15 protein-coding genes are annotated in these 14,435 nt (G+C 51.0%); 1 reads left to right on the top strand and 14 read right to left on the bottom strand.

Annotation, left to right across the window (positions count from 1 at the left end; all coding sequences use genetic code 11):
• Window positions 1–295 precede the first annotated feature (295 nt).
• The 6 genes from ycfP to hinT are packed head-to-tail and all read right to left on the bottom strand — an operon-like array spanning window position 296 to window position 4,096.
• Window positions 296–838, bottom strand: coding sequence for an alpha/beta hydrolase YcfP (gene ycfP / locus OQV04_RS05925; RefSeq protein WP_000587933.1), 543 nt, complete (start codon window positions 836–838; stop codon window positions 296–298).
• Window positions 839–860: 22 nt separating this feature from the next.
• Window positions 861–1,886, bottom strand: a complete 1,026-nt coding sequence (nagZ, locus tag OQV04_RS05920) for a beta-N-acetylhexosaminidase (RefSeq protein ID WP_032280740.1) — start codon at window positions 1,884–1,886, stop codon at window positions 861–863.
• 10 nt (window positions 1,887–1,896) lie between these two features.
• On the bottom strand, window positions 1,897–2,721 hold the full coding sequence (gene thiK, locus OQV04_RS05915; RefSeq protein WP_001116570.1) for a thiamine kinase: 825 nt from the start codon (window positions 2,719–2,721) through the stop codon (window positions 1,897–1,899).
• Entirely contained in the window at window positions 2,702–3,343 is a 642-nt protein-coding gene (gene lpoB, locus OQV04_RS05910) for a penicillin-binding protein activator LpoB (RefSeq protein WP_000164439.1), read from the bottom strand. The genes thiK and lpoB overlap by 20 nt, the downstream gene beginning before the upstream one ends.
• 13 nt (window positions 3,344–3,356) lie before the next feature.
• Window positions 3,357–3,734, bottom strand: a complete 378-nt coding sequence (locus tag OQV04_RS05905) for a YcfL family protein (RefSeq protein WP_001225281.1) — start codon at window positions 3,732–3,734, stop codon at window positions 3,357–3,359.
• 2 nt (window positions 3,735–3,736) lie between these two features.
• A complete protein-coding gene (gene hinT, locus OQV04_RS05900) occupies window positions 3,737–4,096 on the bottom strand; it encodes a purine nucleoside phosphoramidase (RefSeq protein ID WP_000807125.1) in 360 nt (119 codons plus the stop codon).
• Between the two features lie 333 nt (window positions 4,097–4,429).
• Between hinT and fhuE the strand changes: the two genes are divergently transcribed.
• Window positions 4,430–6,619 (top strand): ferric-rhodotorulic acid/ferric-coprogen receptor FhuE, encoded by a 2,190-nt coding sequence (gene fhuE / locus OQV04_RS05895; protein ID WP_000953457.1) that lies wholly within the window; start codon window positions 4,430–4,432, stop codon window positions 6,617–6,619.
• 59 nt (window positions 6,620–6,678) lie between these two features.
• Here the strand turns inward: fhuE and ptsG are convergent, their stop codons facing one another.
• From ptsG to acpP, 8 genes are all read right to left on the bottom strand, one after another.
• A complete protein-coding gene (ptsG, locus tag OQV04_RS05890; RefSeq protein ID WP_000475719.1) occupies window positions 6,679–8,112 on the bottom strand; it encodes a PTS glucose transporter subunit IIBC in 1,434 nt (477 codons plus the stop codon).
• A gap of 294 nt (window positions 8,113–8,406) precedes the next feature.
• Window positions 8,407–9,204, bottom strand: a complete 798-nt coding sequence (locus OQV04_RS05885) for a metal-dependent hydrolase (protein WP_000480245.1) — start codon at window positions 9,202–9,204, stop codon at window positions 8,407–8,409.
• 10 nt (window positions 9,205–9,214) lie between these two features.
• Entirely contained in the window at window positions 9,215–10,219 is a 1,005-nt protein-coding gene (gene holB, locus OQV04_RS05880) for a DNA polymerase III subunit delta' (protein ID WP_001267908.1), read from the bottom strand.
• Window positions 10,216–10,857: a dTMP kinase gene (gene tmk, locus OQV04_RS05875; protein WP_001257000.1), complete on the bottom strand. Its 642-nt coding sequence runs from the start codon at window positions 10,855–10,857 to the stop codon at window positions 10,216–10,218. The genes holB and tmk overlap by 4 nt, the downstream gene beginning before the upstream one ends.
• Window positions 10,847–11,869 (bottom strand): cell division protein YceG, encoded by a 1,023-nt coding sequence (yceG, locus tag OQV04_RS05870; protein WP_032280739.1) that lies wholly within the window; start codon window positions 11,867–11,869, stop codon window positions 10,847–10,849. The genes tmk and yceG overlap by 11 nt, the downstream gene beginning before the upstream one ends.
• A 2-nt stretch (window positions 11,870–11,871) precedes the next feature.
• Entirely contained in the window at window positions 11,872–12,681 is an 810-nt protein-coding gene (gene pabC, locus OQV04_RS05865; RefSeq protein WP_000478688.1) for an aminodeoxychorismate lyase, read from the bottom strand.
• 119 nt (window positions 12,682–12,800) lie between these two features.
• A complete protein-coding gene (gene fabF / locus OQV04_RS05860) occupies window positions 12,801–14,042 on the bottom strand; it encodes a beta-ketoacyl-ACP synthase II (RefSeq protein WP_000044679.1) in 1,242 nt (413 codons plus the stop codon).
• Window positions 14,043–14,129: 87 nt separating this feature from the next.
• Entirely contained in the window at window positions 14,130–14,366 is a 237-nt protein-coding gene (acpP, locus tag OQV04_RS05855) for an acyl carrier protein (RefSeq protein WP_000103754.1), read from the bottom strand.
• Between the last annotated feature and the right edge of the window lie 69 nt (window positions 14,367–14,435).

The raw sequence follows: 14,435 nt of genomic DNA, 5'->3' as shown, positions 1-14,435 counted from the left end.
ATAACATGAATGGTGCATTGGTCATACCAAAATTGATGTTAATCAAGTTTTGTTGCTGAAAAGATAGGCGACTTTACCGGGTGAGATCAAAAAACAGAGTTTATTGTTTATTATTTGAGCGAATTTGTGAGAGTGATATAGAGTGAGGGGTGTATGCAGGGCGTTCGGTAGGCCTGATAAGAGGCGCATCAGGCATTGATGCTCGACTGTCGGATGCGGCGTAAACGCCTTATCCGACTTACAGAATTCGGAGCGCATCAGGTACCGGCAAGGTTACCTGATGCGACGAGGGCATTTACCCGAGGGTTTTGAACGCTTTAATGCGCTGTAAATGCGGGGAGATATTCTTGAATTTGTGCGTCTGCTCTTCGTCCCAGACAATCTCGTAATAATGATGCAACTCTTCAGATGTCCGCTGGCTGTTAAGCGCTTCATCATTACGCGACAAAATCACCAGGCAACGATCGCGATTCTTCTCACGGAAGTTGGTCACACACTTAGTGGCAATATCGGCATACTCTTCCGGGCGATCAATCTTGCCTTCCATGTTCTCATAAGGGAACAAATTAGGGTTGAAGATCACCTGGCGGATGTCGCAAAGAAAACCAATCCGTTCAGCCCAGTATCCGCCCAGGCCAACGCCGCAAATTAGCGGACGCTCGTCAACGTTCAGTTGCAACATTTTGTCCACTTCTTTAAGCAGATGCTGCATATCATGTTTCGGATGCCGCGTACTGTAGCTTATCAAGCGTACATCCGGGTCAATAAACTGCAATTGTAAGACTTTCTCGTGGTTACCCGGACTGTTAGAGTCAAAACCGTGTAAATAGATAATCATCGCTTCCTCACATAAGCCAGGGTTAGTGACCTGCTTTCTCTTCCTGCCAGCGTTCATGTAACTGATTCAGACGGGTGCTGATCGCTTTCCAGCGAGCCGAGTCCATCAGTTCCTGTCGCGAAAATGAACCTTTATGATACAAACGTGTAACACGTTCTGCCTTGATCGGTGACAGATTATCTAACACGCTGACGGCCCCTTTACGATTATTGCAGACCAGGATCATATCGCAACCCGCATCCAGTGATGCCTGCCCGCGTTCGGCATAACTGCCCATAATCGCGGCACCTTCCATCGATAAATCGTCAGAGAAAATCACGCCGTCAAAACCCAGTTCCTGACGCAAAACGGTTTTCAGCCAGTAGGAAGAACCGCTCGCCGGACGCGGATCAACATCACTGTAGACCACATGCGCAGGCATAATGGCGTCGAGTTTATTTTCGCGGATTAACGTGCTGAAAACCGACATATCTTTGGCACGAATTTCCGCTTGCGGGCGTGGGTCGCACGGCGTCTCTTTGTGTGAATCTGCAGTTACTGCACCGTGTCCTGGGAAGTGTTTCCCGGTCGTTTTCATTCCGGCTTCATGCATCCCATCAATAAACCGACTGGCGATTGCCAGGGCTTTTTCTGGGTCGGCATGATAAGAACGCTCGCCAATCGCCGCGCTGATATGTCCTACATCCAGCACTGGCGCAAAGCTGATATCAATATCCATAGCGATCATTTCGCTGGCCATCAGCCAACCCGCCTCTTGCGCCAGTTTGCCGCCCTCTTCCATTCCCAACAGCGCAGCAAAGGATTGTGCTGCCGGTAAGCGGGTAAAACCTTCGCGAAAACGCTGGACGCGTCCACCTTCCTGATCTACCGCCACCACCAGATGATTGCGCGATGCTGCGCGGATCTGGCGCACCAGTTCACGCAACTGGGCAGGATCATGATAGTTTCGCGTAAAGAGAATCAGCCCTCCCACCAGCGGATGCGCCAGTATTTCACGCTCTTCCGCGTCCAGTTCGTAACCTTCGACATCCAACATTACTGGACCCACACTGCTCTCCTTATTGTTTTATTAATAGCTGCCGCCAGGTGTCATCGGCCAGCCTGATAAATTGTTGATCGCCGGTTTGTCGCCAGCGGTACTCAAACCACCCTGCTTTGAGCATCAGCAGCCAGGGAAACCATCGCCTGACCTGACGCCATAATTGCGCCGGATAAATCTTCGCGCGAGTGGCATAGTCATTGACCAATTGCCGGTGCTGTTCAGTATTTTCCACCCACACAGCCGCCAGTTCCAGCGCGATATCACCATCTCCTGCATACTCCCAGTCGATGAGTTTTAACCCTGACGCGCTATGCACTAAATTTCCGGCGTGGACATCCATATGCAATGGACTTAAGCGTAAAGGCCGTGGTTCCCGCGCTTTGCGCAGACGTTTTAACATTCGCAGCCAACCCACTGTCCGCCGCGCCGGATCGCTTTGCTGCCAGTACAGTTCCAGTAACGGCAACAGCGTTATTCGCCAGCCAAAACGCGGTTGTTGATGTAGATAATACAGCAAGCCTGCCAGTTCGTTAGTATCCGGCAAATACGTTTTTACCTCGCCGGGCAGATAGTCGACTACCATCCAGTCACGGAGATATAAATGCGGCTTCGGTGCAATGCATGCGGGTAGTTGTGATAAAGCCCGATACTGGCGCAAGAACGCGGACTGCGGCGCATCAGGATCGTGCGGCTGACGCACAACAAAACGCTGGCCCTGGTGTTCAATGAGAAAACTCCCGCCACTAAGCCCACTATTAAACGTCGTGACGGGATGAAACTGCGGGAAAAAGCGCGACAGCAATTCGTCGCGCGTGATGGGATTATTGCTGCGAAACGGCACCTTTACCTGACCAGATAATTTCGCCCGTCTGCACCAGCATCAGCTGCATTTGTAGGGTCGGAGCGTTAACGTTGCCAGAGGCGCTGGAGTACAGCACGTAATGAGCGCCGACATTGCGGGCAATGCCTATGGCTTTACTACGGGTACCTAAACTGTCCTGCGGCGACAAACCTAACTGTTGCTTAGCCATCGACAGCTGCTGGGCGGAAACCAGGGTAAATTTACCGTTATTAGCCAGCGCATTTCGCAGCGTTTCGGTCGCTTCTGCGGCATTCAGCGAACCGTTAGTACGGTTGTTAACGCTATCAACCAGAAGGACGCTACCCGCAGTCACCCCGTCAGCCCCAAGCATCTTACTGACCATCGGCTGCATTGCGCCATTCCAGTCATAATGGCGAATATGCGGCGCAGGCGGTGCAGTTTGATCTTCGTGCTCAATTGGGCCTGGCTGCTGAGGGATCGTCGGCACCGAGGGCACTGTGGGGACAGGCTGTTGTGGCTCGGCTGGTTGTTCCGGCGCTGGTTTCACTTCTTCTACCGGTGCAGGTTCACGTTGCCCCACACACCCGGCGAGAAACATCGCCAGCGCAGTAATCAAGGCGTAGCGACTCATTTTTGTCATCAAGATTCACCCCTTACAAATATAGATAAAGTCTGACTTTGTGCGCCCCCAGAAAATTGGCGCTGCCGTACAGCGTTACCGCCGAATGTGCGGGAATGGTAACGCTGCGTGGCCTTTCCAGAGGATGCATCTCCAGCCCTCTGGCGTCATACCAGTAAAAACGATAATGAACGGTAACGGGTTCTTGCCTTTCGTTATAAAGCGTTGAGGATGCTGAAGGTTGAATATCAGACGTCGAAAGGACCGGCTTTTCTGCACTGATGCCCGCAGCCAATAAAGATGACTCCATCACCAGCGATTGCTCATCATTCACCGGAATTTCCGGATGTGAACGACAGCCCACCAGCAGTAACAACGCCAGAGACACCAACCCAAAGCATCCTTTTCTCATCGTTACAGACCTTTATGCGCCAGCATTGGTCCCAGCGGACGGCCACCCAACAAGTGCATATGGATGTGGTAAACCTCTTGTCCGCCATGGCGGTTGGTGTTCATGATCAGACGATAGCCATCTTCGGCAATACCTTCTTGCTCAGCAATTTTTGCCGCTACGGTGATCATGCGTCCCAGCGCCTGCTCATGCTCAGCTGACACGTCGTTCACAGTCGGAATGAGGATATTCGGAATGATCAGAATATGCGTTGGCGCTTGCGGCGAAATATCGCGAAACGCCGTTACCAGATCATCCTGGTAGACGATATCGGAGGGGATCTCACGACGAATAATTTTGCTGAATATAGTTTCTTCTGCCACGACATTTTCCTTTTTCAAATAGCCATGCGTTGCGCCATGCTACGCCGCGCCACACTGCGAGTATAGAGTATGGTCGAGTTAAACCTGCTCTTTCAACCTTAACTCACGATTTCTTAAGCAAAAAATCGTTTTGCTGCCGTATATATCTCCATTATTCCCATTTCTGCCTGCGAATGCGCTGAAAAGACATTCTCTGTTTGGTTTACACGACAAATATGAATGCGTATATTTCTCATTTGCATTTACAAACAAAATTATTCGCACACTAAATATAACCGCTCATCACCCTCCTCCGGCATGAGCCTGACGACAACATAAACCAAGAGATTTCAAATGCTTTCAACACAATTTAACAGGGATAATCAATATCAAGCCATCACCAAACCGTCACTACTTGCCGGTTGCATAGCATTGGCACTATTACCTTCTGCCGCTTTTGCTGCACCAGCCACTGAAGAAACGGTGATTGTTGAGGGTTCAGCCACAGCTCCAGATGATGGCGAAAATGATTACAGCGTAACGTCTACCTCTGCGGGTACCAAAATGCAGATGACTCAACGTGATATTCCTCAGTCGGTCACTATTGTTAGCCAGCAGCGGATGGAAGATCAGCAGTTACAAACGCTGGGCGAAGTGATGGAAAACACGCTGGGGATCAGCAAAAGTCAGGCGGATTCCGATCGTGCTCTTTATTATTCCCGCGGATTCCAGATCGATAACTATATGGTTGATGGTATCCCCACCTATTTTGAATCGCGCTGGAATCTGGGCGACGCACTTTCTGATATGGCACTGTTTGAACGCGTAGAAGTAGTGCGTGGCGCGACAGGACTCATGACCGGGACGGGTAATCCATCTGCGGCAATTAATATGGTTCGAAAACACGCGACCAGTCGTGAATTTAAAGGCGATGTCTCGGCGGAATACGGTAGCTGGAACAAAGAACGGTATGTGGCGGATTTACAAAGCCCACTCACCGAAGACGGTAAAATCCGCGCGCGAATTGTCGGCGGCTACCAGAATAACGACTCATGGCTGGACCGCTACAATAGTGAAAAGACCTTCTTCTCCGGCATTGTCGATGCTGATTTAGGCGATCTTACGACGCTTTCAGCCGGTTACGAATATCAGCGCATTGATGTTAATAGCCCAACCTGGGGCGGTTTACCGCGCTGGAATACTGATGGCAGCAGCAACAGTTACGATCGCGCACGCAGTACCGCACCTGACTGGGCGTACAACGATAAAGAGATCAACAAGGTCTTTATGACCCTGAAGCAGCGGTTTGCTGATACCTGGCAAGCGACACTGAATGCCACCCACTCTGAAGTCGAATTTGACAGCAAAATGATGTATGTCGATGCCTATGTAAACAAAGCGGATGGTATGCTGGTTGGGCCATACAGTAATTATGGACCTGGCTTTGATTATGTCGGCGGCACCGGTTGGAACAGTGGCAAACGTAAAGTTGATGCGCTGGATTTGTTCGCTGACGGTAGTTATGAATTGTTTGGTCGTCAGCACAATCTAATGTTTGGTGGCAGTTACAGCAAACAAAACAATCGTTACTTCAGTTCATGGGCCAACATCTTCCCGGATGAAATTGGCAGTTTCTACAACTTTAATGGCAATTTCCCACAAACCGACTGGTCACCACAGAGCCTGGCGCAGGACGATACCACACATATGAAATCGTTATATGCTGCCACTCGTGTCACCCTTGCCGATCCGCTGCATCTGATCCTCGGCGCACGTTATACCAACTGGCGGGTTGATACGCTGACTTACAGCATGGAGAAAAACCACACCACGCCTTACGCTGGTCTGGTGTTTGACATCAATGACAACTGGTCGACCTACGCCAGCTATACCTCTATTTTCCAGCCGCAAAATGATCGTGACAGTTCAGGCAAATATCTGGCTCCAATCACCGGTAACAACTACGAGCTGGGTCTGAAATCGGACTGGATGAATAGCCGTCTGACCACCACGTTAGCCATCTTCCGTATTGAGCAGGATAATGTCGCTCAGTCCACCGGTACACCTATCCCCGGCAGCAACGGCGAAACCGCCTATAAAGCGGTGGATGGGACAGTCAGTAAAGGTGTGGAATTTGAACTCAACGGCGCAATTACCGACAACTGGCAGCTGACATTTGGCGCAACGCGCTATATTGCAGAGGATAACGAAGGAAACGCCGTTAATCCTAATCTGCCTCGCACCACGGTTAAAATGTTCACCAGCTACCGGTTGCCTGTCATGCCAGAGTTGACGGTCGGCGGTGGTGTTAACTGGCAAAATCGCGTGTATACCGACACCGTGACACCGTATGGCACCTTCCGCGCCGAGCAAGGTAGCTACGCGCTGGTGGATCTCTTCACCCGCTACCAGGTGACGAAAAACTTCTCGTTACAGGGGAACGTCAATAACCTGTTCGACAAAACCTACGATACCAACGTGGAAGGTTCTATCGTCTACGGCGCACCGCGTAATTTCAGCATTACCGGCACGTATCAATTCTGAATAACACCTGTAAAAAAGGCAGCCATCTGGCTGCCTTAGTCTCCCCAACGTCTTACGGATTAGTGGTTACGGATGTACTCATCCATCTCGGTTTTCAGGTTATCGGATTTAGTACCGAAAATCGCCTGAACACCAGAACCAGCAACCACTACGCCCGCTGCGCCCAGTTTCTTCAGGCCGGCCTGATCCACTTTAGACACATCAGCAACGCTGACGCGCAGACGGGTAATACATGCGTCGAGGTTAGTAATGTTTTCTTTACCACCAAATGCAGCAACCAGAGCCGGTGCCATTTCGCTGGTACCTGTCGCTTTTGCATCTTCAGTCGCGTCTTCACGACCCGGCGTTTTCAGATCCAGTGCTTTAATCAGCACGCGGAAGATGGTGTAGTAAACAATCGCATAACCGATACCGACGATCGGGAACAGCCACAGTTTGCTGCTGTTACCAGACAGAACGATGAAGTCGATCAGACCGTGCGAGAACGACGTACCGTCACGCATCCCCAGAAGAATACAGATTGGGAATGCCAGGCCTGCCAGAATCGCGTGGATGATGTACAGGATCGGCGCAACGAACATGAAGGAGAACTCGATCGGCTCGGTGATACCGGTCAGGAACGAGGTCAGCGCCGCGGAGATCATAATACCGCCCACTTTCGCGCGGTTTTCTGGTTTAGCAGAGTGCCAGATAGCAATTGCGGCAGCTGGCAGACCGTACATTTTGAACAAGAAGCCACCAGACAGTTTACCCGCAGTCGGGTCACCCGCCATATAACGCGGAATGTCGCCGTGGAAAACCTGACCTGCTGCGTTGGTGTATTCACCAATCTGCATCTGGAAAGGTACGTTCCAGATGTGGTGCAGACCAAACGGTACCAGGCAACGTTCGATGAAACCGTAAATGCCAAACGCAACTACCGGGTTCTGGTAAGCAGCCCACTGAGAGAAGGTCTGGATTGCAGAACCAATCGGCGGCCAAATGAAGGACAGCACAACGCCAGTAAAGATGGCAGCCAGGCCAGAAATGATCGGCACAAAGCGTTTACCGGCAAAGAAGCCAAGATACTCAGGCAGCTTAATACGGTAGAAACGGTTAAACATGTACGCTGCGATCGCACCGGAGATAATCCCTCCGAGTACGCCTGTATCCGCCAGGTGTTTAGAGGCGATTTCTTCAGCAGGTAAATGCAGTACCAGTGGCGCAACCACGGCCATGGTTTTAACCATGATGCCATAGGCAACAACTGCGGCCAGCGCGGATACGCCATCGTTATTGGTAAAGCCGAGGGCGACACCGATCGCAAAAATCAGTGGCATGTTTGCAAAGACGGAACCGCCTGCTTCTGCCATAACATGCGATACAACGGCGGGCAGCCAGCTGAAATTCGCGGAACCGACGCCCAGCAGAATACCTGCGATAGGCAGTACGGATACCGGCAGCATCAGCGATTTACCGACCTTTTGCAGGTTAGCAAATGCATTCTTAAACATAATTGAGAGTGCTCCTGAGTATGGGTGCTTTTTTTACGTTCTCACGCGTGGCAAGGGGGGAGAGCCTCGCCGTGTACAGGGCATCTAAGCGCCCTTTATTTATTACACAGAGTAAAATAATTCAGTGCCAATTTGTTTGACGGCTATCACGTTTCAACTTCAGATCATTGGAGAAGTTGCACATTTTGACAAAACATATGTCACAATATTTCAAACGTGGTTATTCACCGCCCAATTTTCGGCGGTGAACTTTACTCGTTTTAGCCATTAATTACGAGCTTTAAAAAAACTCATTCAACGGATGGATTGAAGGCGGGAAGCGTCGATGTGAAACAGACGGGCGAAGTTATCGGTGGTTACCTGCGCCAGTTCTTCAACGGCAACACCTTTCAACACAGCCATGTATTCTGCAACGTCACGAACCATCGCAGGTTGATTCTCTTTTCCTCGATGCGGTACCGGCGCAAGGTAAGGTGAGTCAGTTTCCACCAGTAACCGATCCAGGGGGACATAACGCGCAGCATCGCGCAGTTGCTCCGCATTACGGAAGGTCACAATGCCGGAAAAGGAGATGTAAAATCCGAGATCCAGTAATTTGCCCGCCGTTTCTCTGTCCTCTGTAAAACAGTGTAGTACGCCACCGCAATCCGTCACTTTTTCTTCGCGCAGAATTGCCAGCGTATCGGCGCGGGCGTCACGGGTATGGACGATAACCGGCTTGTTCAGTTCACGACCAATCTGGATATGATGGATGAAGGACTCTTGCTGACGTACTTTAGTTTCCGGTGTGTAATAATAATCCAGCCCGGTTTCACCCAGCGCTACAACACCCTCTTCTGCCGCCAGACGGCGTAAATCTTCTACATCGTAGGGATCATTCTGGTTGAGTGGATGCACGCCACAAGAAAATACGACGTTGTCACGTTCGCCTACCAGATCCCGCATGTGTAAATAACCCGGTAATGTTGTGGCGACTGCCAGACAAAATTTCACATCGCGTGCGGCGGCTTTCGCCAGAACGTCATCCACGTCCTTATGCAAAGATTCATAATCCAGACCATCGAGATGGCAGTGTGAGTCGACTAAAAACATGATGTCTCTCTTAAAGATGAGGAACCGGTAGCACAACGCCCGGTTGCAGGTAATGCTCAATACGCAGTAAAAGATCGGTGATGAGAAGCTCGCGGTTGATGCCTGTGACAGATATTAACTGTTCACGAATGTGGCAAACATCCCCCAGTATAGCCTGCAGGCGCGAGGGAGAAAGATGGTTTGCTAGTTCGACGACCAGGCCCGGCACATCAACATTGGTCACCTGCGCAGCGCCATGATGGCGTTTTAGCGCATCCATCAGCAACGTTGCCAGCCAGTGTAAACGCGCCGGAGCTTGTTCATGATTAAGGGCCGCCAGCAGCGAATACCAGTCGCCCGATGGCACGCTATATGCCAACGCCTGACACAATGTTTCACGAGCCTGCCAGTTATCTCCCTGAAACAACGCCAGTGCCGCGCCAGGCGAACCGGCGCTTAAGCGCAATGCGGCAAGTAATGCATCCTGTGACATTGTCACTTCGCGTGAAAGCCAGGTCACGGCGTACTGTTCCGGCGGCGGCGCAAGGTAATGTAACCGACAACGACTACGTAATGTTGCCAGTAAACGTTCAGGCTCGTGGGTAGCCAGGAAAAACCAGGTTTCTGCTGGTGGCTCTTCAAGCGTTTTCAGCAATGCGTTAGCCGCGGCGTCGGTTAGTAAGGCAGCATCGGTTACCCAGACAACTTTCGCACCACCTAAGCGTGCGTGCTCATTCAGCTTTTCGGTGACCTCACGTACCGCATCAATGCCCAGCGCATTTTTCCCTTTTTCGGGAGCCAGGGTGTAGTAATCGGGATGCGTGCCAGCCTGCATCAACTGACATCCACGACAGTGACCGCAACTTTTGTGGCCCTGCGGTTGTTGGCAGAGTAAATAACGGCTCAGGGCGTAGATTAAAGCATCATCGCCCATGCCCGGTAACGCCTGAATGAGTAGCGCATGGTGACCTCTTCCGGCCTGATAGCTGGCTACCAGTTTTTCGAAATCAGGTCGTAACCATGGATACCATCTCATGCGTCCAACTCCTTCACCCAGTGGGTCACGGTAGTGCGGATTGCATCCATCACGGCCTCCAGCGGCTGGGTGGCATCAATGGTATGAATACTTTTATCTTGTGCAGCCAGTTCCAGATAGCGGGCGCGGGTGCGATTAAAGAAATCGAAAGACTCTTGCTCAATACGATCCAGCTCGCCGCGCGCACGCGCGCGTTTTAAGCCAACTTCCGGGGTAACATCGAGATAGAGCGTTAAGTCGGGGCGAAAATCCCCGAGAACAGCATCACGCAGTGTTGCCAGCATATGTTGGTCAATACCACGTCCTCCGCCCTGATACGCCTGAGTGGAGAGATCGTGACGATCGCCAATCACCCAGGTGCCGTTAGCCAGCGCAGGTTTGATGACCGTTTCTACCAGTTGAACGCGCGCGGCATAAAACATCAGAACTTCGGCTTTATCGGTAATGACTTCATCGCCTACCGATTTGATATCCAGCACCAGGCTTCTTAACTTTTCGGCAAGTTGCGTACCGCCAGGTTCCCGAGTGAAAACCATGTCGCGGATACCCAGTTGCTCGAGCGTCTCAACCACCACATTACGCGCGGTAGTTTTGCCTGCGCCTTCCAGCCCCTCAATGACGATATACTTACTGCGCATTTTTTTCCTTAAGCACTTTCAGATAATCCTGCACAGACTTGTTATGACTGGCAAGATTGGTATTAAACGTGTGACCACCTTTACCATCGGCCACAAAATAGAGATACGGCGTTTTTGCCGGATGCGCAGCAGCCTTCAGCGAATCCGCCCCCGGCGTAGCTATCGCACCTGGCGGCAAACCGGTAATGGTATAGGTGTTATACGCTGTCGGCGTTTCCAGGTCTGCACGAGAAAGTTTGCCATTATAACGCTCTCCCATCCCGTAAATCACGGTCGGGTCGGTCTGCAGGCGCATACCAATGCGTAAACGGTTGATAAATACCGAGGCAACCTGATCGCGTTCACTGGCAACGGCGGTTTCTTTTTCGATAATTGATGCCATCGTCACCAGCTGATTTTTATCTTTATAAGGCAGACCGTCCGCACGCCCTTCCCAGGCGCTATCGACCGCTTTCACCATTTTCTTGTGCGCTCGCTTGAGTAACGCGACATCGGTAGTATTGGCGGTATACATCCAGGTGTCTGGCCAGAACCAACCTTCAATCCACTCCGGGTTTTCCAGTTCAAGTGCCTGCGCTACGGTGGCGTACTTATCGTCACTCAGCGTGTGCTTGATATACGGAGCCTCACGCAATTGCTTGAGGTAGTCGCTCAAACGCATCCCTTCTACCAGTCGCAGCGGGAACTGGGCTTCTTTACCGCTTTCCAACAATTTCAGCATCTCGCGCACGGTCATCTGCGGTGTAAAGCGGTAAGTCCCGGCTTTAAAGTGAGAAAGATCCGGTTCGATACGCAGCAACCATTGAAAAACCCGTGGGCGATTGATGATCTTATCGGTATAAAGCTGTTCACCTAGCGCCAGACGTCCGGTCCCTGGCTTCAGGGTAAATATCGTCTCTTCTTTGATAAGCAACTTGCTGTCGGCAAGATGGCGAACCTTCCAGATGCCCACACCAGCGGCGATACCCAGTACCACCAGCAATAACAAGATTATCAATAACACTTTTTTCATGACTAATTCGGGCGCTCACAAAGTGGGGCTAAATATTCATATAACGTTGCTGACGAAAAGGAGACATCGCCACAGGCACGTACGGGCATCACTGGCATTAACGCATTACAAATAACCATCTCATCTGCCTGCAACGCCTCTTCCAGAGAAGCTTGCACTTCGACAAGCTGATAAGAGGATTGTGCCAGCAAACGGATACAGAATTGTCGCATAATGCCGTTAACACCTGCCTGATCCAGTCGCGGCGTATAAACTACGTTGCCCTTCCGCCAGAACAAATTAGCCGCACAGCATTCCGTAACCCACCCTTCGCTGTCAAGGACCAGCGCCTCATCAGCGTTTGTCTGCTCAAGATGAGAGCGAATCAATACTTGCTCAAGCCGATTAAGATGTTTAATACCTGCAAGATGAGGATTGCGCCCCAGCCGCACCGGGCTTAGCGCCAACGTCATCCCCTCGTTACGCAAACGGTAGTAATGTGCAGGATAAGCCGTAACGGAGAGAATCCGCGTTGCCGGTCCACTGTTCAATGTGCTGTACCCTCGCCCGCCACTACCGCGACTGATCACGACTTTCAGTACACCATTTTGCTGTTCTGCTGCCAGCGTTTTCATCTCTTGTTCAAGCTGAGGCCAGAAGTCACAGGAAATCATCAACCGCTGACAAGCATCCTGTAGTCGCTGGATATGCGCCGATAACAAACTGACTTTACCGTCGATAACTCTGGCGGTGGTAAAACAACCATCACCAAACTGCGTTGCCCGATCGCTTACTGCCAGCGATTCCTGCTTATGACCGTTAATTAAGAACATACCGGCTCCTTATCAGAGAATTGTTAGTGTGGCAGCATGTTCACTACGGAACAAGTCGGAATAAAAGCTAAGAAAAAAGGCCCGCAAGCGGACCTTTTATAAGGGTGGAAAATGACAATTTAGATCTTTTTAAAGATCAAAGAACCATTAGTGCCACCGAAGCCGAAGGAGTTACACAGAGTGTATTCCATTCCGCTAACCTGACGCGCTTCGTGCGGTACGAAATCCAGATCGCAACCTTCATCCGGGTTATCCAGGTTGATGGTTGGCGGAACAGCCTGATCGCGCAGCGCCAGGATGGAGTAGATAGATTCTACTGCACCCGCCGCACCTAACAGGTGACCGGTCATAGATTTCGTGGAGCTTACCAACACACGGCTTGCAGCTTCACCGAAGATGGTTTTCACCGCCTGCGCTTCAGCTTTATCGCCAGCCGGCGTAGAAGTACCGTGCGCGTTAACGTAGCCAATCTGACTCGCTTCAATGCCTGCATCACGCAGAGCATTTGCCATTGCCAGAGCTGCGCCTGCGCCATTTTCTGGCGGTGACGTCATATGATAAGCATCGCTGCTCATACCAAAGCCGACGAGTTCAGCGTAAATTTTCGCACCGCGTTTTTTCGCGTGTTCGTACTCTTCAAGTACCAGCATACCGGCACCATCGCCCAGTACGAAGCCATCACGCTCTTTATCCCACGGGCGGCTCGCCGCTTGCGGGTTATCATTGCGGGTAGATAATGCACGTGCCGCGCCAAAACCACCAACACCCAGCGGCGTACTGGCTTTCTCTGCGCCACCTGCAACCATCACGTCAGCATCGCCATACGCGATAATACGCGCAGCATGGCCAATGTTGTGCACGCCGGAAGTACAGGCGGTCGCGATAGAGATGCTTGGGCCACGCAGGCCATACATGATAGTCAGATGACCTGCCACCATGTTCACAATCGTTGACGGAACGAAGAATGGGCTGATCTTACGTGGACCACCGTTCATCAGAGATGTGTGGTTTTCTTCGATCAGTCCGAGGCCGCCAATCCCGGAGCCAATTGCGGCACCAATGCGGGTTGCGTTCTCTTCCGTTATTTCAAGGCCAGAATCCTGCATGGCCTGAACGCCAGCGACAATTCCATATTGAATGAAGGCATCCATCTTGCGCTGTTCTTTGCGCGAGATAATGTCCTCACAGTTAAAATCCTTTACTAAGCCAGCAAATTTCGTTGCATAGGCGCTAGTATCGAAATGGTCGATTAGGCTGATGCCACTCTGACCGGCAAGCAGAGCTTTCCAGGTAGACTCTACGGTATTGCCGACAGGAGACAACATGCCCAGTCCGGTCACAACTACACGACGCTTAGACACGTTTGTCCTCCAGGGAGGGAAAAAATGATTCTAGTGGGACAAAAAGATAAAACTCAGGCGGTCGAACGACCGCCTGGAGATGTTCACTTACGCCTGGTGGCCGTTGATGTAATCAATGGCAGCCTGAACGGTGGTGATTTTCTCAGCTTCTTCGTCCGGAATCTCAGTATCAAACTCTTCTTCCAGAGCCATTACCAGCTCAACGGTGTCAAGAGAATCCGCGCCCAGGTCTTCAACGAAAGAAGCATTGTTGGTAACTTCTTCCTGCTTAACGCCCAGCTGTTCGCCGATAATTTTCTTAACGCGTTCTTCGATAGTGCTCATACTCTTAAATTTCCTATCAAAACTCGCTTTCGCGATGGTTTTCGTAGTGTATAAAATGTTGAAAAATTT

This window comes from Escherichia sp. Lx600-2, from assembly GCF_036662595.1.
Classification (GTDB): domain Bacteria; phylum Pseudomonadota; class Gammaproteobacteria; order Enterobacterales; family Enterobacteriaceae; genus Escherichia; species Escherichia coli.
The sequence above is the reverse complement of the archived record's forward strand: the minus strand, read 5'-3'. Positions and strand labels throughout refer to the sequence as shown.